General features: G+C 63.8%; 21 protein-coding genes. 10 read left to right on the top strand and 11 right to left on the bottom strand.

Features of this window, described 5'->3' with window-relative positions; genetic code table 11:
* Positions 1 to 10 precede the first annotated feature (10 nt).
* The 5 genes from bstC to N4J17_RS10400 form a co-directional block, all read right to left on the bottom strand.
* Positions 11 to 805, bottom strand: coding sequence for a sterol transporter outer membrane protein BstC (gene bstC / locus N4J17_RS10420; protein ID WP_277458321.1), 795 nt, complete (start codon positions 803 to 805; stop codon positions 11 to 13).
* 13 nt (positions 806 to 818) lie between these two features.
* Positions 819 to 1,664, bottom strand: coding sequence for a sterol transporter periplasmic substrate-binding protein BstB (gene bstB / locus N4J17_RS10415; RefSeq protein WP_198323292.1), 846 nt, complete (start codon positions 1,662 to 1,664; stop codon positions 819 to 821).
* Positions 1,661 to 4,300, bottom strand: a complete 2,640-nt coding sequence (locus N4J17_RS10410) for an MMPL family transporter (protein ID WP_198323291.1) — start codon at positions 4,298 to 4,300, stop codon at positions 1,661 to 1,663. The genes bstB and N4J17_RS10410 overlap by 4 nt, the downstream gene beginning before the upstream one ends.
* 200 nt (positions 4,301 to 4,500) lie before the next feature.
* Positions 4,501 to 5,514: a sterol desaturase family protein gene (locus tag N4J17_RS10405; protein WP_198323290.1), complete on the bottom strand. Its 1,014-nt coding sequence runs from the start codon at positions 5,512 to 5,514 to the stop codon at positions 4,501 to 4,503.
* Between the two features lie 248 nt (positions 5,515 to 5,762).
* Positions 5,763 to 7,109, bottom strand: coding sequence for a DEAD/DEAH box helicase (locus N4J17_RS10400; RefSeq protein ID WP_198323289.1), 1,347 nt, complete (start codon positions 7,107 to 7,109; stop codon positions 5,763 to 5,765).
* 307 nt (positions 7,110 to 7,416) lie between these two features.
* Here N4J17_RS10400 and N4J17_RS10395 point away from each other — a divergent pair, with 307 nt between their 5' ends.
* Entirely contained in the window at positions 7,417 to 7,701 is a 285-nt protein-coding gene (locus tag N4J17_RS10395) for an RNA recognition motif domain-containing protein (RefSeq protein ID WP_198323288.1), read from the top strand.
* A gap of 69 nt (positions 7,702 to 7,770) precedes the next feature.
* On the opposite strand, the gene N4J17_RS10390 is transcribed toward N4J17_RS10395, so the two are convergent.
* Together N4J17_RS10390 and N4J17_RS10385 are read right to left on the bottom strand one after the other, a co-directional pair.
* On the bottom strand, positions 7,771 to 8,400 hold the full coding sequence (locus tag N4J17_RS10390; RefSeq protein ID WP_198323287.1) for a DUF47 domain-containing protein: 630 nt from the start codon (positions 8,398 to 8,400) through the stop codon (positions 7,771 to 7,773).
* A gap of 93 nt (positions 8,401 to 8,493) precedes the next feature.
* Complete coding sequence (locus tag N4J17_RS10385) at positions 8,494 to 9,150, bottom strand: hypothetical protein (protein ID WP_198323286.1); 657 nt, start codon at positions 9,148 to 9,150, stop codon at positions 8,494 to 8,496.
* Between the two features lie 133 nt (positions 9,151 to 9,283).
* Here N4J17_RS10385 and N4J17_RS10380 point away from each other — a divergent pair, with 133 nt between their 5' ends.
* A complete protein-coding gene (locus N4J17_RS10380) occupies positions 9,284 to 11,716 on the top strand; it encodes an AMP-binding protein (protein WP_198323285.1) in 2,433 nt (810 codons plus the stop codon).
* A gap of 25 nt (positions 11,717 to 11,741) precedes the next feature.
* On the opposite strand, the gene N4J17_RS10375 is transcribed toward N4J17_RS10380, so the two are convergent.
* Positions 11,742 to 13,373, bottom strand: coding sequence for an inorganic phosphate transporter (locus N4J17_RS10375; RefSeq protein WP_198323284.1), 1,632 nt, complete (start codon positions 13,371 to 13,373; stop codon positions 11,742 to 11,744).
* Between the two features lie 165 nt (positions 13,374 to 13,538).
* Between N4J17_RS10375 and N4J17_RS10370 the strand changes: the two genes are divergently transcribed.
* Positions 13,539 to 16,265, top strand: coding sequence for a cation-translocating P-type ATPase (locus N4J17_RS10370; RefSeq protein WP_198323283.1), 2,727 nt, complete (start codon positions 13,539 to 13,541; stop codon positions 16,263 to 16,265).
* Here the strand turns inward: N4J17_RS10370 and N4J17_RS10365 are convergent.
* From N4J17_RS10365 to N4J17_RS10355, 3 genes are all read right to left on the bottom strand, one after another.
* Positions 16,253 to 17,944 (bottom strand): L,D-transpeptidase family protein, encoded by a 1,692-nt coding sequence (locus N4J17_RS10365; protein ID WP_232470530.1) that lies wholly within the window; start codon positions 17,942 to 17,944, stop codon positions 16,253 to 16,255. The genes N4J17_RS10370 and N4J17_RS10365 overlap by 13 nt on opposite strands.
* 104 nt (positions 17,945 to 18,048) lie before the next feature.
* Positions 18,049 to 18,264 (bottom strand): hypothetical protein, encoded by a 216-nt coding sequence (locus N4J17_RS10360; protein WP_232470529.1) that lies wholly within the window; start codon positions 18,262 to 18,264, stop codon positions 18,049 to 18,051.
* 6 nt (positions 18,265 to 18,270) lie between these two features.
* Positions 18,271 to 18,477 (bottom strand): hypothetical protein, encoded by a 207-nt coding sequence (locus tag N4J17_RS10355; protein WP_232470528.1) that lies wholly within the window; start codon positions 18,475 to 18,477, stop codon positions 18,271 to 18,273.
* Here N4J17_RS10355 and N4J17_RS10350 point away from each other — a divergent pair.
* From N4J17_RS10350 to sufU, 7 genes are all read left to right on the top strand, one after another.
* Positions 18,476 to 19,024: a cupin domain-containing protein gene (locus N4J17_RS10350; protein WP_277458309.1), complete on the top strand. Its 549-nt coding sequence runs from the start codon at positions 18,476 to 18,478 to the stop codon at positions 19,022 to 19,024. The two genes, N4J17_RS10355 and N4J17_RS10350, sit on opposite strands and share 2 nt — an antisense overlap.
* 228 nt (positions 19,025 to 19,252) lie before the next feature.
* Positions 19,253 to 19,714 (top strand): SUF system Fe-S cluster assembly regulator, encoded by a 462-nt coding sequence (locus N4J17_RS10345; RefSeq protein WP_198323280.1) that lies wholly within the window; start codon positions 19,253 to 19,255, stop codon positions 19,712 to 19,714.
* 17 nt (positions 19,715 to 19,731) lie between these two features.
* On the top strand, positions 19,732 to 21,177 hold the full coding sequence (sufB, locus tag N4J17_RS10340; RefSeq protein WP_198323279.1) for a Fe-S cluster assembly protein SufB: 1,446 nt from the start codon (positions 19,732 to 19,734) through the stop codon (positions 21,175 to 21,177).
* 32 nt (positions 21,178 to 21,209) lie between these two features.
* Positions 21,210 to 21,965 carry a Fe-S cluster assembly ATPase SufC gene (gene sufC, locus N4J17_RS10335; RefSeq protein WP_198323336.1) on the top strand — a complete coding sequence of 252 codons (756 nt, stop codon included), beginning with the start codon at positions 21,210 to 21,212 and terminating at the stop codon, positions 21,963 to 21,965.
* 1 nt (position 21,966) lies between these two features.
* Entirely contained in the window at positions 21,967 to 23,256 is a 1,290-nt protein-coding gene (gene sufD, locus N4J17_RS10330; RefSeq protein ID WP_198323278.1) for a Fe-S cluster assembly protein SufD, read from the top strand.
* A gap of 14 nt (positions 23,257 to 23,270) precedes the next feature.
* Positions 23,271 to 24,515 carry an aminotransferase class V-fold PLP-dependent enzyme gene (locus N4J17_RS10325; protein ID WP_198323277.1) on the top strand — a complete coding sequence of 415 codons (1,245 nt, stop codon included), beginning with the start codon at positions 23,271 to 23,273 and terminating at the stop codon, positions 24,513 to 24,515.
* Positions 24,515 to 24,970: a Fe-S cluster assembly sulfur transfer protein SufU gene (gene sufU, locus N4J17_RS10320; RefSeq protein ID WP_198323276.1), complete on the top strand. Its 456-nt coding sequence runs from the start codon at positions 24,515 to 24,517 to the stop codon at positions 24,968 to 24,970. The genes N4J17_RS10325 and sufU overlap by 1 nt, the downstream gene beginning before the upstream one ends.
* The last annotated feature ends 10 nt before the right edge of the window (positions 24,971 to 24,980 follow it).

Genomic DNA, 24,980 nt, shown 5'->3' with positions numbered 1-24,980 from the left:
GAAGAGAATGCTACCTAGCGGGCGCCCCGATCTCCTGGCGAAGATCGGCGAACTCCCGTTCCCATATTTGTTTGTTGTATCCCCAGCTTCCGGACTCCAGCAATCTCCAACCGGCGGCCATTTCCTCCTCGACTCGCCGGCTTTCGCTCTCGCCGTTCACTTCCCACAGGGCCTCGGCATAGAACAGATGGTTGAGGGGGTGCCCGGGGTGTCTTTCCACCGCCTGTCCGAGCAGGTCCAGAGCCTTGTCGCCGTCGCCCATCCCTGCGGGCCAGGCCGGGGCCTTGAGGTACAACATGCCCAAGAGCCGCAAGGGGCCGCCGTCATCGAAATCGGGACTCAGCTTCACCGCCGCCTCGGACTCGTGCTCCAGCCGGTGCAGATTCGCCAGCGCCGCCGTCATGTCATCGCGCACGGCCAGCCCCAGGTTTGCAGCCAGATAATAATGGACCGCGCCGTCATCCTCTCCGCCTTGCGCCAGCGCGGCTTCGGCGCGCTCCACCCCCTCCCTGGCGAAGCGCGCACGCTCCGCCGGATCGGAATTGCGCTCGGCGAGATGCAGGCAAATCCGGCTGCCCAGGGAACTGCGGCGTAACGCTGGGTCATCCGAGCCGCGCAGGAAATCCAGGGCACATTCCAGCTCCCGCGTTTCGCTGGAAGGACCGAGTGCATCCTGACCGGCACTCAGGGCGGCGGCGGTCAGCCGGGGACAGCCCGCCGACGGACCTGCCGGAATGCCATCGCGGTGGAGGCCGCCGCAACCGGCCAGGACCCCCGCCAGAATACCGGCAGCAAACAGACGCACGGTATGCAATGCGTCAGTTCCGCGCCAGCCAGAGCCTGGCCATGGGATCGAACACGGTGGGATCCACCGCTACGAAAGACTGGATACCAAACAGGTCGCACAGCTTCCTGCCTTCGGGATCGGCACACAGGGTTTCCAGCGCCTGGGCGAAGCGCGCCCGTTCCTGGGCCGAAGTCAACCGGGCATTGGCCACCACACCCATCAGCGGAATCTCCGCGGATGTGAACACCGTCTCCACCGGACTCGCCAACTGCAGCGCGCTCAGACCCGCGAACTGCTGTTCATTGAGCACCACCGCATCCAGCTCGCCCTTGTCCAGGGAGCGCAGGGCCCGGATCGCCTGGCGCGAAGGCTGGAGGGCGAAATCCTTTTCCGGATCATACTTGCCCGCAAACACGATCTTGCCGAGGAAGGCCGGTTCATCCAGCATGGTACCCCCCAGCGTCCTGCCCTTGAGTTCGTCCATGTCGTGGAACCTGCCCTGCTTTGCCACGACCCGGTAACGCTCGCTGGTACGTCCGTCGATCCTGGGCTGAACCACAGGCACCAGATCGTATTGGCCGCGCATGTCCAGGTATAGCGCCAGCGAAGTGATCGCGAACGCGGGCTTCATTTCCGCCATGAGTTTTCCGCAATCCGCCACCTTCGCGGTGAACACGCTGCTGAAACTCTTCTCCGGCCACTGCCCTACCCGCTCCACCACCCGCAGCATCGCATCCATCGCCTGATCGGCGTCGCGCTCATTCACGGCTCCCCCCGGGTAACAGACGACCACCGGTGCGGGGGCGCCGGCCTGCGCGGGAACGAAGGGGGCCAGCAGGGCCGCCAGGAGGGAAAAGCGCGTAATCTTGTCTGTCATGGTTTCTTTCTTGAATCGAGAAGCTGTCCGATCGCCGGTGCCACCCACAGGGTCGCGGCCAAGCAGCACAGGAGACCGACGGTGATGTTGACGCCCAGGCTGGACACGCCGCGATAGTTCGCCAGGGTGATCGCCCCCAGTCCCGCCAGCTCGGTGCCGGCGGCGAGCCCGATCACCCTCCCCGCGACCCGATTGATCTGCGTCAGCGAACGGTCCTTGAGGTCGAACCAGCGCTGGGAGAACCATACGCCGTAATCCACCGCCAGGGCGATGACCAGGGGCAAAGCGATGATGTTGGCATAGTTGTAGCGGATGCCGCAGAGAGCCATCAGCCACAGCAGGCAAACGGTCACCGCCTCACGAGTTCCATGGGTGAAGCTTTCCACCACGGACTTGGAGAACACCTGATGGGTGGCCGGGAAGCCGGTCGCATCGGGCGACACGCCATAAATTTCCTGCATCAGCCTGTCGAGGTTGGCGGGATCATACACAGTTTTTGCCGGAAAAGCGTACACTGCAACCGTCCCGTCGGCGGCGAAAAACCGGTCCCGCAAAGCCGGCGGAAGTTGGGCCGGGGTGATGGGCCGCGCCTGGCGCCACTCCGCCAGCAGTGCCACGCCCCGCTCCGCCGCCGACAGCAGCATCCGGAAGAACCGCTCGCTGCGCTCCCGGGCCTGGACGGGATCGGCCTCGATGGCGGACCGGACTGCATCCAGCCTCCCCCGTACGTCTTCCAAAGCCGCCACCAGCCCGGAATGCCCGGCCGAGAATGCCAGCTCCTGGGACTGGTCGATGAAATCGCCGCCCTTCTCCAGAATCGTCCGCACGCGTCCGAAAGTCCCTTCCGGCAGACCGATGGCGGCGAGCCTGGCCAATCGGACCGCATAGCCGTCGTCAGCAAGTTCGCCGATGCGCCGGGCCTCGAGGGCGCGTGCGTCGGCGTCGGGCGGAAACAGGTCCATGAGCGACTGCACCTTGGCCACGCTCCCCAGCCTGCCCGCCTCCGCTGCGATGCGTCGGGCCTCTTCGAGGTCTGGTGCGGTAAAGATGACCACTTCCGCCTGATAGTCGCTCTCCGCGACCATACGGTTCTGGTAGTAGGCTGACTCGGAGTCTTTCGGCAACAGCGAAAGCACGTCGTAATCGAAGGGAAGCTCGTAGCCGCTTCCGATGCCGAATGCCGCCGTAGCCAACGCCCCCGCGACCAGGATCACGGCGACGCTTCCCCGGAAAGGCATACGGCCCGGCTCGATCGCCCCGGCAGACGCCGCGGCCGGCAACGGCGCGAGTTTCGGCGGCAGCAAGGCATACAGCGCCGGCTGGACCAGCCAGGTACTGACCAGGATCAGCATCACTCCCTTGGCCGCCACCAGCCCCAGTTCGGAAAAGCCGGGGAAATCGACCGTGGCCAAAGCCCCGAAAATCACCACCGAGGCGCCGCCCGCGGTGAACACCGCCTGGAAGGAAGCGCCCATCCCTGCCCCGATCGCCTCGGTCAGCGGTTTACCGCGACGACGCTCCTCGGCGATCCGCGCCGAGGTGAAGATGCCGTAATCCGCACCCAGACCGAACAGGATGGCAATGAAGCTGGCGGTGATGAGAGTGAGATGGCCGACGGTCACCAGCGCCAGGCCCAGGCTCCACAACACCCCGAGGCCCATGGGAACGAAGATGACCAGCGCCCAGCGCCAGCTCCGCACCACCGCCAGAATCAGGAGGACGATCAGGCTGGCGGCGGAACCGACCACCAGCGCTATGTCGTGGCGGATGCTGACGTGCTCTTCGTACTCTATGGCCGGCAGCCCGGTCAGCCCCACCTTGGGCGCGACCCGGCCGGCTGCCCGAGTCTTCGCCGCCTGCGTTGCCGCCACGTCTCTCACCTTTTCGATGAACGGCCCGGTGGCGGTGAAATCCTCCGAAGCGCTCGCCGGGTGCACGAACAGGAAGTACATACGCCCGTCGCGCGAGACGAAATAGCCTTCATTGGCGACCTCGCTCCCGCCCTGGCCGGCCAGCAGCCGTCCCCAGTCGAGCGCGGCCGGCACCTCGCCCGCGGCGAGCCAGCGGTGCCACTCGTCGAGCAGAACCGCCAGCAGTTTCAGGCCGGTCTCGGCCGTGGGAATGTCGATACCGGCATCGGGCGCGGCGGGCGCCTCTTCGAGGCGCTCGCGAAGGCGGTCCAGAGCCGCGTCGATCCGAGGGGCATCGCTGGGGATGGCAGCTCCCGCAAACCTGTCGAGCGTGCCCGCCAGCGCTTTGAGCCGATCTTCAGGTACGGCCAGATAGGCGTGCTCCAGCAGAAAACGCAGATCGACCCGTGCCGTCGCCTGGGCGATTTCGGGCTCGGCAGCGAGGGCGCTCGCCAGTTCGTCGGCGAATGTCTTCAGTTCATCCGGAGGTGCCCCTTCCAGGACCACGATCAGGTCGGAAGCGGCGCCGAATTTCTTCAGGAAAGCGTCGAAGCGCTGGGCAACGGCGTTGTCGTGCGGCAGCAGGGCCTGGCGGGAAGTATAGACCGGCAGTTGGAAAACCGCCCAGAGAGACAACACCGAGAACGCCATGGCGAGAGCCAGGACCCGCCCCGGCCGGCGGGCGAAGCGTTCGGCCATATTGGCGGCCAGTTGGGGAATATTCACTCGAAGGGGTTCGTTTCAAGGCCTTGCGGGACGGTGTCCGAACTGGATCTCCGGTGGGCCGGACGCAAAAAAACACTCCACGGCAGTGCTTTCGATGCATAGTCTAAATTGTGAGCACCTTAAAATAAAATCGTAATGTCATGACTCCGTTCGGGCCACCTCCTCAGAAATTGCGGACAAGTGGCCCGCTGTCGTAGGCTTTACGGCGTCTGGCGGACAGCGCCGGCGTTACCGCTCCCACCGTTCAACCGCTCCTCGATTTCGCGCTCGGCGGCCAGCCAGTCGAACATTTCGAACCCCGGAACGAATCCGCGCTTTTCGGCCCGGAAATAGGCGGCTTCGGCGATCATCGGTTCCAATGGCTGCCGGGGGCGAAGTCGAAGAGGACGTGGCGTCGGCATATAGACATAGGTGAAACCGAACTTCAGGGTTTCGGTGAAATTCAAGGGCTCCACGTCGCGTAATCCGATCTGTGCCGGCTGGACTTCCAGCAGTGTGCCGAAAAACCGGTCCCAAAACGAAAACAGTGCGCCGTAATTACGATCGTGCTCGCTGCGCAAAGCCGAGTGATGCACACGGTGCAGGCTTGGCACGATGAAGATATGACCCAGCCGGCACTCCCCCGGAAACGAAATATCGGCATGGTGAAACAACACGGCCAGGGTGATCAGCGCCTCGCTGAACAGGACCTGGGCGGCATGTACGCCCGTGACCACGATGAAGCCGGCCTTGACCAGTACCGTCAACAGCACCTCGGCGAAATGCAGTCGGAAACCGGTCGTCACGTTCATCGAATGATCGCTGTGGTGCACCTTGTGGAACAGCCACAGCCAGGGCAGGCGGTGGCTGGCCCAGTGCCAGCAATACAGCACCAGATCGAGCAGGAGCAAGGCCAGCAGCCCACGAAGCCAGGGGGTGCTCACGCCGGCCAGGAGTCCACCGCCGGCATGGCACTCCGCCAATACCAGCAGGGAAGACACCGACAAGGCGGACATCAGTAAGTCGTTGAACAGGAACAGCGACAGGTTCGTCCGGTACGATTTCCGCACCGAGGGGTCGGTTCGCACGCCCCCGCCATAGCGGATCTCGATCGCCATCAAAGAAGCAAACGTGATTAGAATCACCGCCGACAGCACGTCCTCGACGGTTACATCCGGCCACAGACGGTCGATGCTGGGAAACTTCAGGTGCGACGTCAGATTGCTCAGGATCATGATCTTTCCTCCGCACGAATGCTGTCTGAAAGAAACCCTGGCTGAACCCGGGAGAAACGGCTCCGCTCGACACAGCGGGCCGGTCACGGAATGACTGGAGTCCCCCGGTTAATCCAAGGCCGGATTCAGACTATCCGCTGCCGGCGTTGACGGCAACAAAGCACGGGGTGACAAACTGTTGAGCGAAACGAACGGCCGCGCACGGGAAGCCGGCAAGGCGGAGATGCCCTCCGGCTCGCAGCAGACCGTCAACCGCGTTTGCCGCCCTGGCTGCGCAGCCGGTTGCCTGCCCTCTGCGGCTTCGGCAAATGCCGGGCGGCGCTGCGGGGCGCCAGCCCTGCCCGCGCCTTGGGCTGGTCCGGGGGAGACTGCCTGCCGCCCCCCTCACGCACCTCTTGCGACGACCGCCGCGACCGGTCTTCCCGGCGCTCGGCCTGCGGGGCGAAATCCTCCACCGCCCCCCGCTGAATCGGGCGTTTGATCAGACGCTCGATACCATTCAGCAGCTTCAGCTCCTCCTTCGCCACCAACGACACAGCGGACCCGGTGTTGCCGGCCCGCCCGGTGCGGCCAATCCGATGGACGTAGTCCTCCGGCACATTCGGCAACTCGAAGTTCACTACATGGGGTAGCTGATCGATGTCCAGTCCGCGTGCCGCGATGTCCGTGGCCACCAGGACCGGCACCCTGCCATCCTTGAAATCCGCCAGCGCCCGGGTGCGCGCCGACTGGCTCTTGTTGCCGTGAATCGCCGCCGCCGGAATGCCATCCTCGGCCAGTTTTTCCGCCAACCGGTTCGCACCATGCTTGGTCCGGGTGAATACCAGCACCTGGCGCCAGTCGTGCCGGCGGATCAAATGGGTGAGCAGATCGCGTTTGTGTTCTTGCGCGACCAAATGGACGGTCTGGTCGACCAGATCGGAAGCGGCGTTGCGGCGTGCCACTTCGACATAGCCGGGATTGTTCAGCAGATCGTCGGCGAGCGCCCGGATTTCATCCGAGAACGTGGCCGAAAACAGCATGTTCTGCCTCTGCTTCGGCAGCAGTCCCAGAATCCGCCGGATGTCGCGGATAAACCCCATGTCGAGCATACGGTCCGCCTCATCCAGTACGAGGATTTCCACACCGGCAAGGTCAACGGTCTTCTGTCCGCAATGGTCGAGCAGTCGACCCGGCGTGGCAACGAGGATGTCGATGCCGGCCCCGAGAGCACGGACCTGGGGGTTGAGCCCCACCCCGCCGAACATGACCGTGGCTTTCAGCGGGACGTACTTGCCGTAGGTTTCGACCGATTCCAGCACCTGCGCCGCCAGCTCGCGAGTGGGAGTGAGGATGAGACAGCGCGGACGCCGCGGCCGGCGCGGAACTTGTTTCTCCAGCAGCCTGTGCAGAATCGGGAGGGTGAACCCGGCGGTCTTGCCGGTTCCCGTCTGGGCCGCCGCCAACAGATCGCCGCCGGCGAGCAGAAGCGGGATCGCCTGTGCCTGGATGGGGGTGGGACGGACGTAACCGGCTTCGGAAACGGCGCGCAAAAGGGGCTGAGCCAGCCCCAGATCGGCAAAAGCCGGGCCGGCAGAATTCAAATCAGATGACATATTTAGTGGTGTCCTGCGACGGCCTGCCGTTCCAGGGAAAAACGGCACCAATCGAGGCAGACGATTCAATGGATCGGGAGGGTTCAAGAAGAACACGGCACGATGATTGGTTGAACGTGCCGTAGTCAAAATTATAAGGCGACTGCCTCCCAATGTCACCCAAAAGCTCAAAACAGCCGGAGTGCCCCCCCAATCCATGCCGGCAGCGCAGACGGCCGGAAATATTTTTCAGTCCTCCCCTGTCGAATCAGGCATTTTTGTTTTATTGTGGATTGCAGGTTTTCATGAACCTCGACGGGGGTCTTTCGTGGGCAGCAAGCTATATGTAGGCAACTTGAACTATCGTGTCGGCGATGCCGACCTGGAACGGACTTTCGCAGCATACGGCACCGTGAAATCGGCCCAGGTCGTCATGGACCGCGCCACCGGCCGATCCAGGGGATTCGGGTTCGTGGAAATGGGCAGCGACCAGGAGGCTCAAGCCGCCATTGCCGGACTCAACGGCAAAGAGATGGACGGACGTAATCTGATGGTCAATGAAGCCCGTCCGCCGGAGAGGCGCGGCGGCACTGGCGGCGGCAGGCGTTACTGAGCGCAGAAGGCGCTGTCTCTGGCTTCCGCGCGGCCCCGGCCGCCGCGCGGGAGGTCGGCCGCAGGCGCGTCAGGAAGCCTGTCTCAACCGGTATTTGGTGATGCGCTCGAGCACGAGAGCTGCGTGATAGCAAGAATCCGTGGTTTTCTCCAGGATCCCTAAAATCTCGGTCCAGTCCGATTCGGCCAGGAGCGACAAAGTGCTATAACGCCGCTGGGACTTCCGCCACTCGTGATACACCAGGTCAGCGCTCGTCTCCGATACCTTGAGCTCCTCTCGGCATTGTTTGATGCCTGCGAGCGGGTTTTCCGGATAGTGGTCCATTTCCGCCGACAGCCGCCGGACCATCCCCAGGATGATCGCGAGCAGGTCGAGCGCGGCGGTTTCCGCCCGTTGAGGCGTGAAGATGTCGATCACCCTGGCGGTATCGTTCAGACCGTCAAGAATGTCGTCGACATGCCTGGCAAACTGCTGGATCAGCAGCACCAGCTCGGAATAAGGGGCGGTCTCCAGCGCGTCATACGCTTCGCGCATCAGCGCATCGCCCTTTTCCTCGAGCTGCCGGATCAGGCCGATGTGCGTTTCTGCGGCGTCGAGCTCGGCGAACAGCCGCTCTAAAACCTGGCCACACTCGACGCAGCAGCTCAGATGATCCTGAAAGATTTTCTTGAGTGAATGGGCGGCGTAATCGAATTTCATGTCGATTTCAGCAGGGCGGAACGCGCAAGATATCTTTCACAAACTACCACGATGGACATCCGGCTTCCCTCCACGAAACGTTATCGTTGCGTGTCATTTCCGTGAAATCGAAGGACCGCCGTTCAGGAGCCACAGCGTCAACAGAAAAAAGGAGGAACCCGACATTTCCAGCATCTCCTCGACATGCACCAGATAGAGGTAGCTGGGCAGAGAAACCCTGCTCTCTCCCCCCCACCCCCACTCGGCGGCCTCGAACAATTGGGATGCGGTCCAGGCGATGGCGCCGGCGATCCATAACCGCCGCAGCAGCTCCTCTCGCAGCTGCGTGAAGACCCAAAACCAGGCGATGCCGGCAAAGACCATGACCGGCAGGTAAAGAATCTGCCAATCGACACCGGTGGCCTGCTCGATGCGCTCGTGTATGATCAGCGTCTCGTCGAAACCCATCTCAAGAAACATGGCCGCGAGCACGAATGACCAGGCGTCGAGCCGCTTCGAAGATGCCGCGGTAAAGGACTCCCACGCCGCCATCAGCAGCAGGCCGCCCGAAAACAGGGTGGGCACAGTGTATTCGCGGTCGAGATCGAAATACCTGAGCCAGGTTCCCGGCCGGATATCAGCGATCGCACCGGCCAGGCCGAACAAAAGGATGATACCGAACAGAAGGCAACCCCCGCTGCGGAAGCCGATCCGTTGTCTGAGCCGGTCGATCCAGGTAAGAAAGGCCACTTCCCTGGCTTGGTTTTTCATGAGGAAAGCCGTTCGGAAGAAAACGCAAGGATTTGTTCGGCCACCCGGTTCCAGAAACCGACACCGGCGGGCAGCACCTACAATCGCAGCATAGTTAAACAAGTATCCTCGCCGCAATCTCGAGGTCTGACGAATGGAAACGGTCGCGTCAATTTCCGAATTCCTGGACGGCGTGGTGGGTCGTTACGGTCCCCGCCTCGCCATACAGTACCGTCCACGCTACCGCACCCTACGCTGGAGCTACCTAGAACTCGGAACCCACGCCGCAAAGCTGACGTCGTTGCTGGACAGACACAGCGTCGGCTGCGGCGACCGGGTGTTTCTGTTCGCCGAAAACTCGCCTCACTGGGTGGCGGCCTTCTTCGCCATCGCCGCACGCGGTGCGGTCGTGGTGCCACTCAACCCCAGGAGCCCGCCGGAACAGCTCGCCAATCTGGTTCGATCGGCCGGGCCGAGTCTGGTCCTGGCGTCGCCCCGCTGCCACTGGGAAAGCGCCCCGCTGCCCGTCGCCGACATCGAACGTCTCGGGACGGTGCCAACCGACCGGCCGGCTGCCCCCACCGGTCCCGCACAACTGGCCGAGATCATCTATACCTCGGGGACCACAGGTGATCCCAAGGGCGTCATGCTCACCCACGCCAACCTGCTCTCCGACTTGAGCGCGGTTGCGCGTGCCGTTCCGCTGGCACCGGATGACCATGTCCTGAGTCTGGTCCCGCTGTTCCACGTTTACGGCCAGATGACCAGCCTGTTCTGCCCGCTCGCCGCGGGCTGTCCGGTCAGCTACCTCACCGCGCCGACCACCCGCAGCGTGCTCGATGCCCTGGCGCACACCCCCGCCACTCACCTCGTCGCTGTGCCGGAGGTCCTCAAGACCATGCTGGACCGGCTGGAGGCCCGCCTCGGCGGGATCCCCGTATTCCTGCGGCCTCTGCTGCGAGGCAGGATCAGAGCCCAGATTTCAAAATCCCTGCGGACCCTCGTCTGCGGCGGCGCTCCACTGGATCCGATCGTCGAGGAAAAATGGTGGGCGCTGGGCTTCGAAGTGCTGCAAGGCTACGGTCTGACCGAAACCAGCCCGGTAATCGCCGCCAACACACCCCAAGCCCATCGCATCGGCTCGGTCGGCAAGCCGCTGGCGGAAGTCGAGCTGCGCATCGCCCCCGACGGCGAGATCCTGGTGAAGGGCCCCATGGTCATGGCCGGTTATTTCGGCGACCCGGCACGCACCGAAGCGGCTTTCACCGACGGCTGGTTGAAAACCGACGACGTTGGTCGCCTCGATGCCGACGGCTTCCTCTACGTCTACGGCAGGAAACGCTATATGATCCTCGGGCCGGGAGGAGAAAACGTATTTCCCGAGGACATAGAGGCCGTGCTCAACCGCACTGCCGGCGTCACGGACTGCGCCGTCGTCGGACTGGAAAGCGGCGGACGCACCCTCATCCACGCCGTGCTGCTGGCTGACGAGGCACGGGCAGCCGGCATCGTCGCGGAAGCCAACCGCCACCTGGCGCCGCATCAGCGCATCGTGAGCTGGTCAGTCTGGCCGGACGCCGACTTCCCGCGTGCGGTCACGCGCAAGGTCAAGAAGGACGAAGTCCTGCGCCGGCTGCGACGGGAGCCCTCGGCTCAAGCGGGCCCCGCTGGACGGACGACACCACTTCGACTTCTCCTGGCCCAGGTGGCCGGAACCGAGGCCAGCGCCCTGAGCGATGACACTCGCCTGATCCCCGACCTGGGACTCGACTCCCTGCTCCGTATCGAACTCGTGGCCCGTATCGAAGAAGATCTCGGCGTCTGCCTGGACGAAACCGACGTCGGCCCGCAGACCACGGTGGCCGATCTCGAGGCCCTGCTGGTAAACCGCCGTGGCCGGATGCCCCAACTCGCCGCCTATCCCCGCTGGTCGCTGTCGCCCTTGGCTTCGAAGCTGCGTCCCCTGGCGCAAAAGATTTTTCTGCAATGGTGGATCGCACCGTTCTGCCGCCTCCGGATCTCGGGCTGGGAGCACCTGGCAGCGCTGGAAGGCCCAGTGATATTCATGGCCAACCATCGCAGTTATCTCGACTCCGCCATCGCCACCTTCGCCCTGCCCGAGCGCTTCCGCTATCGACTCGCCATTGCCGCTGCCACTGGCGTGCTCTACACCCGCTACCGCTGGGCCGTGCCGGTCGGCGAACTCGCGCTCAATGCCTTCCCGCTCCCCAGTGAACCCGACGAGAACATCCGTCCCGGCCTCGAGCTCGTCGGCCACCTCCTGGATGACGGCTGGAACGTACTGATCTTCCCGGAAGGCCAGATGAACCGGAGCGGCCTGGGCATCCAGCCACTACGCCGGGGCGCCGGCACCATAGCGGTCGACATGGGCGTGCCAGTGGTACCCATGGTCATCGAAGGCACCGAACGGGTCATGCCGCCGGGCAAAATCGTCCCGCGCGCCGTAGCGCCCGTGAGCGTGCGCTTCGGCGCCCCTTTGCGAGGGGGCGAGACCGAGCCCTATGGGCGGATGCTCACCCGGATCGAAGAAGCCCTGCGACGGTTGCTGCAAAACCCATCCCCTTGACCAGCCGCCTGTAAACTGACCGGGGTCAATGGGCGATCATCTGACGAAACAGGAAAAAGAGGCCCCCGGAAAGCAGGATGGCTGCAGGCAGGGTCAACACCCAGGCCATGGCCAGATTGCGGACCGTGGACCACTGTAACCCCGAACCGTTGGCCGCCATCGTCCCGGCCACCCCCGACGACAGCACATGGGTCGTCGACACCGGCAGGCCGTACATATCCGCCGCCGCAATCGTGCTCATGGCTACCAGTTCCGCCGACGCACCCTGGCCGTAGGTCAGGTGCTGCTTACCGATCTTTTCCCCGACGGTCACCACGATACGCCGCCAGCCGACCATCGTGCCCAGCCCCAGGGCGATGGCGACAGCGACCTTCACCCAGGTGGGAATGAACCGGGTGGCGTTTTCCAGCGCCTTACGGTAGCCAACGATCTCTTTCCGGGTGCGCTCCTCGAACACCGGCTGGCCCAGTTTGTCCAACCGCCGCATGGCCTCGTCGACGAGGTACATGTCGTTGCGCACGTTCTGGGTTCCGGTTACGGGAATGTGCGCGAGCGATCCGTTCTTTTCGATGGTGCCGGCGATTTCCCCAACCAGCTTCGCGGTTGCCGCCAGCGTGTCCGGTCCCATCTCCCGACTCCGGACGAAACCCGTCACCACGGGCCGGGGATCACCCCCGAAGGCTTTCGAACCTTCCGACTTTTGCACCAGCGCCTGCTCGACGACATGCGATAAGGCCAGGAATTCGGGTACGTAGGAGTCCGGCACTGCCCGATTCAAGGCATAGGCGGTCGGCACGATGCCGATCAGGATCAGCATGATCAGTCCCATGCCTTTCTGCCCGTCGTTCGAGCCGTGCGCGAAAGAGACGCCAGTGCAGGTCAGCACCAGGACGATGCGGATCCACCATGGCGGCGGACGCAAGCCTTCCGGAGCGCGGTAGAGCTTGGGATTGGTGACGGCTACTTTGAGCGCGATCAGCAGCATCCCGGCGGCAACGGCCCCGACGAGCGGCGACATCAAGAGCGACTGGCCCACTTTCGCCGCCTGTGACCAGTCCACCCCCGAGGTGGCGGATTCGCCCCGGTGCATCAGTTCGTTGGAGAGGCCGACGCCGATGATCGAGCCGATCAGGGTGTGTGAACTGGACGCCGGCAGGCCGAAATACCAGGTCCCGAGATTCCACAAGATGGCCGCGATCAGCAGCGAGAACACCATGGCGAAGCCCGCATCGCTCCCCACCTGGAGAATCAGTTCGACCGGCAGCAGCGAAATAATGCCGAAGGCGACGGCCCCGGACGATACCAGCACACCGACGAAATTCCACATGCCCGACCAGACCACTGCGACCATCGGCGGCAGCGAATGGGTGTAGATGACGGTGGCGACGGCATTCGCCGTATCATGGAACCCGTTCACGAATTCGAAACCCAGGGCGATCAGGAGCGACAACCCCAGCAGCAGCCAAGGCGCCAAAGCCAGCGCGGTGCCGGCACCGGCCACATCACTCTGCAAACTGTAGGCCGTGAAAGCGACGCCGATGCCAAGAACACCCATGAACACCATCGAGCCGACCGGTCCGATTCGAGTTTCCAGTTTCGGTTTCACGACCACCGCGGCGATGGGGTCTGCCACCGCTTCAAAAGCATTCTGTGTCATAAGCATCTGTCTTGAAAAAGAGCCATTCCATAGTGGGCACGAAATATTTGTGCCGCCCATCTCAACCATAAGGCAGCCTTATTGCCACCGTGTGACAGCCCCTGCTCTAGGCAAGCGCCGCACTTCGAGTAATCATGAAGGCTTACACGGACAGGAGCCGCAACCATGAACCAAGCCTGGCATTCGCTGACCGCCGAGGAAACGGCAACCCGCCTGGACGTCGATCTCCGACAGGGACTGAGTGAGACCGAAGCCGAAAACCGGCTTGCCTCGTTTGGCCCAAATGAAATTCCCGCCACCGGCATGCGCCCGCCTTGGCGCATCTTCACCGGGCAGTTCGCCGGTATGCTGGTCCAGATCCTGATCGCCGCCGCCGCCTTCGCGCTCACCATCGGCGAAGTCCTGGAAGCCTGCGTGATCCTGGCCATCGTCCTGCTCAACGCCATCCTGGGGTTCCTGCAGGAATCCAGGGCGGAAAAAGCGCTCGTGGCCCTCCGGCGCATAGCGGTCGACCAAGCCACGGTACGGCGCGGCGGACGGATCTGCGAAATTTCCGCTGACCGACTGGTACCCGGCGACATCGTGCTGCTGCAAACCGGCGACGATGTGCCCGCCGACGGCCGGCTGCTCGAAAGCATCGACCTCTGCATTCAGGAATCGGCGCTGACCGGCGAATCGACCCCCGTCCGCAAGGACGCCGCCGTCGTGCTGGAACCCGCCACTGCGCTCGCCGACCGGATCAACAAGGTCCACCTCGGCACCCAGGTGGTTTACGGCCGCGGCAGCTTCCTGGTGACCGAGACCGGACCGTCCACCGCCTTGGGCGCCACCGCCCGATTGCTGGAATCCGTGACCGCCGAACCCACCCCGCTGCAGAAACAGCTCGACGGCTTCGCCCGCATGCTGGCCTATGGCGTGGCTGGCGTCGCCATCGTGGTCCTGCTGCTCGGAATCGCCGGCGGGGAAAGCTTCCGCACCATGATCCTCACCGCAGTCAGCCTCGCCGTGGCCGCCGTGCCCGAATCCCTGACGGCACTGGTCGCCATCACCCTCGCCGTGGGTGCCCAAAAGATGTTGAAGCAGGGCGCCCTGATCCGCCGCCTGCCGGCGGTCGAAGCCCTGGGTTCGATCGAGGTGATCTGCGCCGACAAGACCGGCACGATGACCGAAAACCGCATGAGCGTCTCGGTACTGGACGTGGCCGAACACCGGCTCGAACTCAAACTGAGCGAACCGGACTCCGGAGGGCTGGCAGCGGAAATCGCCGACCACCCGGCCATCGATCTGCTGTTGATCGGCGGCGCGCTCTGCAACGACGGCCTGCTCGAGAACCCGACAGATCCGCATGGCACCTACCAGGTCCTGGGAGAACCCACCGAGGCGGCGCTGGTGCTGGCCGCCGCCCGCGGCGGACGGCTCAAAACCGAACTCGAAGCCACCTTGCCGCGGATCGCGGAAATCCCTTTCGACGCCGGCCGCAGACTCATGACGACCGTGCACGGTCCGGTTGCGACGGACGGCGCCGGCCCCGCCGTCGTCGGCCGGTATCTCGACGGCGGGCGCTATCTCGTCCTGACCAAGGGCGCCGTGGAAGCCTTACTCCCGCGCGCGGACACCATCTGGGTCGATGGCGACGAACGGCCCCTCGATGCCAGTTGGCGCCAGCGGATCGGACGGGCGCACGATGCACTGGCCGAAAAAGGCATGCGGGTGCTGGCCCTGGGCGCGCGCCGCCTGGCCACCCTCCCGCCCAAGGATGCCAGAGCGACGCTGGAAAACGGCCTGAGCTTCATCGGCCTGATAGGCATTTACGACCCGCCGCGCCCCGCCGTCACACAAGCCATCGCCGAGTGCCGTCAGGCCGGCATCAAGGCGGTGATGATCACCGGCGATCACCCATTGACCGCCCGCCATATCGCGGAGGAAGTCGGCATCGACACCACCGGTGGCGTGATCGGTGGCAGCGAGATCGCCGCCATGACAGCCGCCGAGCTGCGGGAAACCGTGAAACGCGCCGCCGTGTTCGCCCGAGTCGCACCGCAAGACAAACTGCGGCTGATCGAAGCCTACCAGAGCGAAGGATGGAGCGTGGCGATGACCGGCGATGGCGTCAACGACGCCCCGGCCCTCAAGAAGGCCGATATCGGCATCGCCATGGGCAGAATCGGCACCGACGTCGCCAAGGAAGCCGCCCAGATCGTCCTGCTGGACGACAATTTCACGACCATCACGGCCGCCGTGCGCCAGGGCCGGGCGATCTACGACAACCTGATCAAGTTCATCATCTACTTGCTGAGCTGCAACCTCAGTGAAATCGCGGTGGTGACCTTCGCACCTTTCCTGGGGATGCCGCTGCCGCTGCTGCCGCTGCAGATACTGTGGATGAACCTGGTCACCGATGGCCTGCCCGCGCTGGCGCTGGGAATGGAACCGGCGGAGGAAAACCTGATGGAGCGGCCGTCGTTATCCGCCGGCGAGCTGATCTTCGGCAGGCAAGGCTTGAAACTGATGCTGGCCGTAGGAGCGCTGATCACCGAGCTGAGTCTGGGCGTAGGCTTCGCCTACTGGCTGAGCGGAAGCGTCGCTTGGCAGACCATGCTGCTGACGGTGCTGGTGTTCAGCCAGATGGCCGTGGCCCTCGCCTTGCGCAGCCGTAGCCGGCCCACCGGTCAGCTCGGCTGGGGATCGAACCCGGCGCTGCTCGGCGCCGTCGCTGCCACGGTGCTGCTACAGTTCGCCATCGTCTACCTGCCCCCGTTGCAGACCGCCTTCCATACCACCGCGCTCTCCTCCGGCGATCTGGCCGTCGCCGGGACGTTGGCCGTGGCCGTATTCCTGGGGACGGAACGGATCAAGCTGGCGGGGATTCTGAAGTTAGCTCAGGAGGGATAAGGGAATCCCTTTTCCAACAACTGCTCCAGCACCCTGTCGAGGCCGTAGATGTCCTCGAAGAAGCGCACGGTACCGTCCGGTTCGGCCAACGCCGTCGAGTAGTAGACGTAGACCGGCAAGGGCTGCTGTAGCGTGACCGTACGCGACTGGGCACCATTCATGGCCGCCTCGATCCGCTCGGCTGTCCAGGCCGGGTCCTGGCGTTTCAGGACGAATTCCGCCAAGCCCACCGGATCCTGGACCCGGATGCAGCCGTGGCTGAAGTCCCGCCGCGCCCGTTGGAACAGATTCACACTGGGCGTATCGTGCAGATAGATGTTGTCGTTGTTGGGAAAAGCGAACTTGACCAGCCCCAGCGCGTTCTTCGGTCCCGGCCGCTGGCGCAGCTTGAGCGAACCAGCCGACAGCATCGCCAGACTTTCCCGACTGGGTTCGTAGACCTGGGCGCCATTACCGAAACCGGCCACCATCTCCAGGTTGTGGCGGGCCAGATAGCCGGGGTCGCGCAGGATACTGGGCAGCATCTCCTTGACCGTGATGGCACGCGGTATATTCCAATAGGGGCGGAACACCACGTAGGTCATGTCGGAATGGAACACCGGCGTGCTGTGTCCGCCTGACGACCGGCCTACGACCACGTTCATCGACACCTCCGGCCGCTCATGGTCCTCGCCGTAACCGTACAAATGGAACGACGGGATGTTCACCAGGATGAAGGGACCGTCGAACCGCTCCGGCAGCCAGCGCAACCGCTCCAGCGCAAGCCGGATTTGTCTGAGCCGTGCGGCCGGCGACACCGCGAGTGCCGCCAGCGTGCCCTTGCCGATCACGCCGTCCGGCGCCAGCCCATGGTGCTCCTGAAACCGCCTCACCGCCTCGACCAGCGCGCCGGAATAGGCTGCCGGTTCCCCGGCAGGCGACTCCTGCGACAGGAAACCCAAGGCAGCCAGACGCTGGCGCAAGGCGGGAACGTCCTTGTGGCGGTCGCCCGGACTGAGCTTGGGTGGGAGGGCAAGCGCCGAAGCATCGTAGCTCCCGGCCAAATCCCGGTAGCGCGGCAATGCGGCCTTGAGGTCACGGTACAGCGGCAGCTTCGACTCCAGCTCGGCGATGGCGTCGCAGGGCCGGGGGTCGCGGGCGAGGTGTTGCACCAGCGCCGGCAGATCGAGCCGCCGCCGCGCCACGTCCAGAGCAAAACCCGCGGCGCGGGGGCTGACCCGGCCGAGGGCGAGACTCGAGCCGTAGCGCATCAAAGCGAGGCTCATCGCCACCTCAAACTGCGTCGCCTCCTCCATGTTGGCCGCCCTGCCGTCGCTGAGCTTCTCGATCCAGCCGCCCAGGAGATCGGCGTCATAGTCGCTGCTGTTCAAGCCCTGGTCGTCGGCCATGCGCAGACAATGGAGAACGGCGGACGACTGCTTCACCGGCCTACCCTCCTCCAGCCACAAAGGGCGGGAACCTTGGGCGAGGTACAAGGCACGCAGCTGTTCCTGGAAATCCGTGAAGCGTCCCCAGCGCAGCCGGGGATGGACGCCCGCTGCAACCAGTGCGTCGATGTGCACAGCGAGCGCATCCGCTGCCGTGGCGGCGGCCTCGGCGCCGACCGCCAATGCCAGCGCCAGGGTGATCCACCCGGCTGGTGAGCAGCCTCCCATGGTCCTTTCCCGCCCGTATTTCATCGTACTCCGACACCGATCGTTGCCTATTCGCAACAGTATACCTGCGCACGGCTGCGGCAGCGGTATGCGTCCGCCGCAAACGGTTTACAATCGGAGCTCTAAATTCACCCTCTGCGGACATCGCCGATGATCACCCTTACGGTTCCGCCATCAGCAACTACGACAACCAGATCAAGCTGGCCCTGCTCCAAAAAGGTGTCGAATTCCGCGATGGAGCGGACCATATCCTCCCAGAACGCCACCGTCCTGGTGAAGTCGCCGCTCGGAAAGAACCCGTTGATCGAGACGGATGCGGGCCGCCTGTCGGAATCGCGGACCATCCTGCATTATCTGGAAGACGCCTGCCCGGACAAACCGCTCCAGCCGCCGGTCCTTACACCCGCACCCAATGCCGCGAGCTGCTCCGGCACCTCGAAGCGAACGTCGAACTTGTCGCCCGTAGGCTGTGCCGGGAAGCCTTCGCGCAGAAGGTCGCGGCGGACCGAGCCCAGGCGCTGGAAGTCTCTTTCAGCAACCGCAAACCATAATGCCATGACAACCCGACTCGATTTGCCAGCCCTCGACCCGGCGGCCGTGCCAGCCCGGACTTCCTCCATCTATCCGACGGAGGCGCAGCGCCGGCGGTTGGAAGGCCGCAGCAAGCAAGCCCTGGGCGATGCCCTGGGGTTGCAGAACTTCGGCGTCAACCTCGTCCGGCTGGAACCCGGCGCGATCTCCGCCTTCCGGCACTGGCACACCCGGCAGGACGAATTCGTCTACGTGCTGGAAGGAGAGCTCACCCTGGTCACCGAAACCGGCGAACAATGCCTGGCGGCTGGCACCTGCGCCGGCTTCCCGGCCGGCAGGGCTGACGGGCATCAGCTGGTCAACCGCAGCGGCCGTGTCGCGGTCTATCTGGAAGTCGGCGACCGGCTGCCGGGGGACCGCGCGCATTATCCCGAAGATGATCTGGAGGCCAGGGCGATCAGGGGAAACTACGAGTTCCGGCACAAGGACGGCACGTTTGGCGAGGCCATGGCGGCAGCCGCCAGCAGTGGCAGGGACAATGCCCCCGCACCCAGTCCGCGCACCGCCCGCTGAACCGATCGCGAATCTCTCACTTGTGTCATGATGCCCTCCAGTTTGTCGAAAAACTTGCCGAGACGGGGATGCTAGAGGGATTTGTTTGCAGGACGGTGAAGAGGACGGGCCGCTGAAAGACACTTCACCGGAAATCGGAGCTCTTCGTGGCATGCGCCGGTTTACCCGAGTTGTTTACTTGGAAATTAATCAGGACTAAAATAGTCCTGAATTTGAGCAGGTTCCGCGATGCTGCGAATAAGCAAACTGACCGACTACGCGATCATCATCCTGGGCCAGATGGCCCGCGCGGACGAACAGACCTTCGCCGCGGCCGAGCTGGCGGACCAGACCTCGATCGCCATGCCGACCGCGAGCAAGATCCTCAAGGCGCTGGCGCGGGCCGGGATCGTGACCTCGACCCGGGGTGCCCGCGGTGGCTATGCCCTGGCACAGAGGCCGGAACACACCAGTGTGGCCCGGATCATCGATGCCATCGAAGGACCGATTGCGCTCACCGAATGCAGCGCCGAACTGGCACTGTGCCAGCAATCATCGTCCTGCGATGTCCGCAGCCACTGGAACGTGATCAACCGGGCAGTGCAGACCGCGCTGGAATCGGTCAGCCTGGCGGATATGATCCGCCCAGTGTCCGCCTCGCCGCCCGAAGTGCCGATTTCGCTGGCCCGGCTGCAACCTCAATCCCGTTAACCCTCTCGAGCACCGCCATGTCCGCCACGGCAGAAACCCTGGATCGCCTGATCAAACAGGAATACAAGCCCGGCTTCGTCACCGAGCTGGAAACCGACACGTTTCCGCCCGGCCTGAACGAGGACGTCATCCGCGCCATTTCACAGAGGAAAAACGAGCCGGAATTCATGCTGGAGTGGCGCCTGAGCGCCTACCGCCACTGGCTGACGATGATGGAACCCCATTGGGCCTTCGTCGAATATGCTCCGGTGGACTATCAGGCCATCAGCTACTACTCGGCGCCAAAAACCATGGACCACCCGAAATCCCTCGACGAGGTCGATCCCAAACTGCTGGAAACCTACAACAAGCTCGGCATCCCGCTGTACGAGCAGGAAAAGCTGGCCGGCGTCGCGGTGGATGCGGTATTCGATTCCGTATCGGTGGCGACCACATTCAAGGACAAACTGGCCCAGGCCGGTGTGATCTTCTGCTCCATGTCAGAGGCGATCGAAAAGCACCCCGAACTGGTGCGGCAATACCTGGGCAGCGTGGTGCCGGCGGGGGATAATTTTTTCGCGGCGCTCAACTCGGCGGTGTTCTCCGACGGCTCCTTCGTCTACATCCCCAAGGGCGTGCGCTGCCCCATGGAGCTGTCGACCTATTTCCGCATCAATGCGGCCAAGACCGGCCAGTTCGAACGCACCCTGATCATCGCCGACGAGGGCAGCTACGTCAGCTACCTGGAAGGCTGCACCGCACCGATGCGCGACGAGAACCAGTTGCATGCGGCGGTGGTCGAACTCGTCGCCTTGGAAGGCGCCCAAATCAAGTACTCGACCGTACAGAACTGGTATCCGGGCGATGAGGAAGGCCGGGGCGGCATCTACAACTTCGTCACCAAGCGCGGCGACTGCCGGGGGACTCGCTCCAAGATTTCCTGGACCCAGGTGGAAACCGGTTCGGCCATCACCTGGAAATACCCCAGTTGCATCCTGCGCGGTGACGACTCGGTCGGCGAGTTCTATTCGGTGGCGGTCACCAACCACCGTCAGCAAGCCGATACCGGCACCAAGATGATCCACATCGGCAAGAACACCAAGAGCACCATCATTTCCAAAGGCATTTCCGCCGGCCGGGCCCAGAACAGCTACCGCGGTCTGGTGAAGATCCTCAAAAGCGCCGAGAACGCGCGTAACTACACCCAGTGCGATTCGCTCCTGATCGGCGAGCGCTGCGGGGCGCACACCTTCCCCTACATCGAGGTGAAGCAGCCTTCGGCCCAGGTCGAGCACGAGGCGACGACCTCGAAGATCAGCGAAGACCAGCTGTTTTTCTGCCAGCAGCGGGGCCTGTCGGCGGAAGACGCGGTCTCCATGATCGTGAACGGCTTCTGCAAGCAGGTCTTCAAGGAACTGCCCATGGAATTCGCAGTGGAAGCCCAGGCGCTGCTGGGCATCAGCCTGGAAGGCAGCGTCGGATGATACAGAACGAACCCGAGACCACCATGAACACCCTGCTCCGCATCGAAAACCTGCACGCCCGCGTCGATGACAAACCGATCCTCAAGGGCATCGATCTCACCGTCCGACCCGGCGAAGTCCATGCCATCATGGGCCCGAACGGCTCAGGCAAGAGTACCTTGTCCAACGTCCTGGCCGGGCGCGCCGGCTATGAAGTGACCGAAGGCAGGGTGAGCTACCGCAATCGGAACCTGCTGGAACTGCCGCCGGAACAGCGCGCCCGCGAAGGTGTGTTCCTGGCCTTCCAGTACCCGGTAGAGATTCCCGGCGTCAGCAACATCTATCTGCTGAAGGCCGCCTACAACGCCGTGCGGCGCCATCGCGGCCTGAACGAAGTCGATGCGCTGGACTTCCTGAAACTGGTCAAGGAAAAGACCAAAATGGTCGATCTGGACGAGCAGTTCCTGTACCGAGGTATCAACGAAGGTTTTTCGGGCGGCGAGAAAAAACGCAACGAGATCCTGCAGATGGCCATCCTCGAACCGACGTTGTGCATCCTCGATGAGACCGATTCGGGTCTGGACATCGACGCGCTCAAAGTGGTGGCGAACGGCGTCAATGCGCTGCGCTCGCCGGACCGCGCCTTCATCCTGGTCACCCATTACCAGCGCCTGCTGGATTACATCAAACCCGACCACGTCCACGTGCTGGCTCATGGGCGCATCGTCAGGTCCGGAGACGCCGGTCTGGCGCACGAGCTCGAACAGAAAGGCTACGGCTGGATCGAAACGGCTGCGGCGGGAGCCTGAGATGAGCCTGCCGTCCCAAAGCCTGTACCTCGCATCCTACCGCGAACCGGCCGCTCATGAACCTGCCTGGCTAAGCCGGCTCCGCCGGCAGGCACTGGCGCGCTTCGAAAAGTCCGGCTTTCCCTCCCCGCGCGAGGAAGAATGGCGCTACACCAATATCGCGCCGATCGAGCGCAAGCTGTTCGCGGAAGCGACCGGTCCCGCCGACACCACCACTGCAGCAGCCCTGATCGAAAGGTGCCGTATTGCCGGCGCCTGGTCGCTGGTGTTCGTCGACGGCCTGTTCGTGCCGGAGCTGTCCGAGCGGAACGACCTGCCTGCCGGCGTCACACTGGACAGCCTCGGCTCGATGTTGCGAACCGATACGGCTTGGCTGGAGTCCGCGTTCGAACCGGAAACCGTGCGACACGGCTTCCTCGACTTCAACACCGCTTTCTTCACCGATGGCGCCGTACTGCATGTGGAGGAAGGCGTCGTGCTGGAAAAGCCGGTGCAGTTGTTCTTCGTCTCGACCCGCAATGACGGCCGGGCCACGCTGCGTAACCTGATCCGGATCGGCAGGAATGCCGAGTCCCGCGTGGTTGAAACCCACGTCGGCGCGGCGGAAGCAGGCTATCTGGGCGCCGTGGTCAACCAGCTCGAAATCGGGAACAACGGCGGCCTGAACCTTTACAAGCTTCAGCTCGACGGCGCCAGAGCCTACCACTTCGGCGGCAGCTACGCCCGCGTTGCGCCCGACGGCCGCTTCGGCCATCACACCCTGTCGCTGGGCGGGCTCCTAGTCCGCAACGAAGTACACGCCGGCCTCGCCTGCGCCGCCCAGACCGAGATGAACGGATTGTTCCTGAGCGAGAACCGCCAGCATGTCGACAACCACGTCCGGGTGGACCACGACGAGCCGCACGGCACCAGCCGCGTCACCTACCGCGGCATCCTCGAGGACCGCTCACGCGGCGTATTCCAGGGCCGGATCGTGGTTCACCCCGATGCCCAGAAGACTGACGCGGAGATGAACAACCGCAACCTCCTGCTCTCCGCTGACGCCGAGATCGACAGCAAACCGCAGCTCGAGATCCATGCGGACGACGTGAAATGCGCCCACGGCGTCACGATCGGCCAGCTCGATCCGGACTCGGTCTTCTACCTGGAATCGCGCGGCATCGACGCAGCCGCGGCCCGCGAAATGCTGACCTTCGCCTTCGCGGCGGAAATCGTCGAACGGATGCGCCCCGACCCGTTCCACGAGCTGCTGCGCGGCATACTGCTGGCCCGTTTCCCCAACGCAAAGTGAGCCAAGGAGTCGCCATGAGCACCGCCCCCGCCGCCGTCATGGGTGTAGACACCGCCCGGATCCGGCAGGACTTCCCGATTCTCCGACAGCAGGTTCACGGCCAGCCGCTGGTCTACCTGGACAACGCTGCCACCGCCCAGAAACCCCGTGCGGTTTTGGACTGCATCACCAGGGTGTACGCCGAGGACTATGCCAATGTCCACCGCGGCGTGCATACCCTGAGCCAACGCGCCACCGAGCTGTTCGAAGGCGCACGCGAAAAGGTGCGGCGCCACCTCAACGCCCGCCACTCGCACGAGATCATCTTTACCCGCGGCACCACCGAGGCGATCAACCTGGTCGCCCAGTCCTACGGACGGCCGCGCTTCAAGGCAGGGGACGAGATCCTCATCACGGCCATGGAACACCATTCCAACATCGTGCCCTGGCAGATGCTGTGCGAACAGACCGGCGCGGTCCTGAAGGTCGTCCCCATCGACCGCACCGGCACCCTGCTGCTGGACCAGTTCGAGGCCCTGCTGTCGAACCGCACCCGGCTGCTGGCGGTGGCGCACATGTCGAACGCGCTGGGCACGATCAACCCGGTCGAAAAGCTGATCGAACAGGCCCATCGCCACGGCGTGCCGGTCCTGGTCGACGGCGCCCAGGCGATTCCGCACATGGCGGTGGACGTGCAGGCGCTGGATTGCGATTTCTACGCATTCTCCGGCCACAAGCTGTACGGCCCCGCCGGTATCGGCGTTCTTTACGGCAAGGAAGAACTGCTCAACAAGATGCCGCCCTACCAGGGCGGCGGCGACATGATCCGCCGGGTGACCTTCGAGAAGACCGAATACAACACCCTGCCATACAAATTCGAAGCCGGCACGCCGAGCATTGTGGACGCCATCGCCCTGGGCGCGGCCATCGACTATGTGAACGGGATCGGCATCGAAGCCATCGCCGAATACGAACGGCAACTGCTGGCCTACGCCACCGAACAGGCACTGCGTATCCCAGATCTGACCATCATCGGCCAGGCCGCCGACAAGGGCGCCATCCTGTCGTTCACCCTGCACCGCATCCATCCGCATGACATCGGCACGATCCTGGATCACCTCGGCATCGCCGTCCGCGCCGGGCATCACTGCGCCATGCCGGTGATGGACTTTTTCGGCGTTCCCGCGACGGCGCGGGCATCGTTCGGACTTTACAACACTTTCGAAGAGGTAGACGCGTTGATCGCAGGCATCCACAAGGTCATCGAGGTATTCGGCTGATGCTGGACCAGATTCGGGATCTCTACCAGGAGGTGGTGTTCGACCACAACCGCAATCCGCGTAACTTCCGGGTCATGGAGGATGCCAATCGCACCATCGAGGGTTTCAACCCGCTGTGCGGCGACCGTATCACTCTATATGTCAAAATCGACGATGCCGGCATCATCCGGGACATCAGCTTCCAGGGCTCCGGCTGCGCCATCTCCACCGCTTCGGCCTCGCTGATGACGGAAATCGTGCGGGGCATGCACGAACACGAAGCCCACGCACTGTTCCAGACCTTCCACCGCATCGCCACCGGCCAAGACGAAGCCGTCAATCTCGAGGAACTGGGCAAGCTGGCCGTGCTGGCCGGCGTGCGCGCCTATCCTGCACGAGTGAAATGCGCCACCCTGGCCTGGCACTCGCTGGAAGCCGCGCTGGAAAACAAGGAAACGACCGTCACCACGGAATGAGGATTCGCCG

Source organism: Methylococcus capsulatus, assembly GCF_036864975.1.
Lineage (GTDB): Bacteria > Pseudomonadota > Gammaproteobacteria > Methylococcales > Methylococcaceae > Methylococcus.
This window is presented reverse-complemented; position numbering and strand designations above follow the sequence as displayed.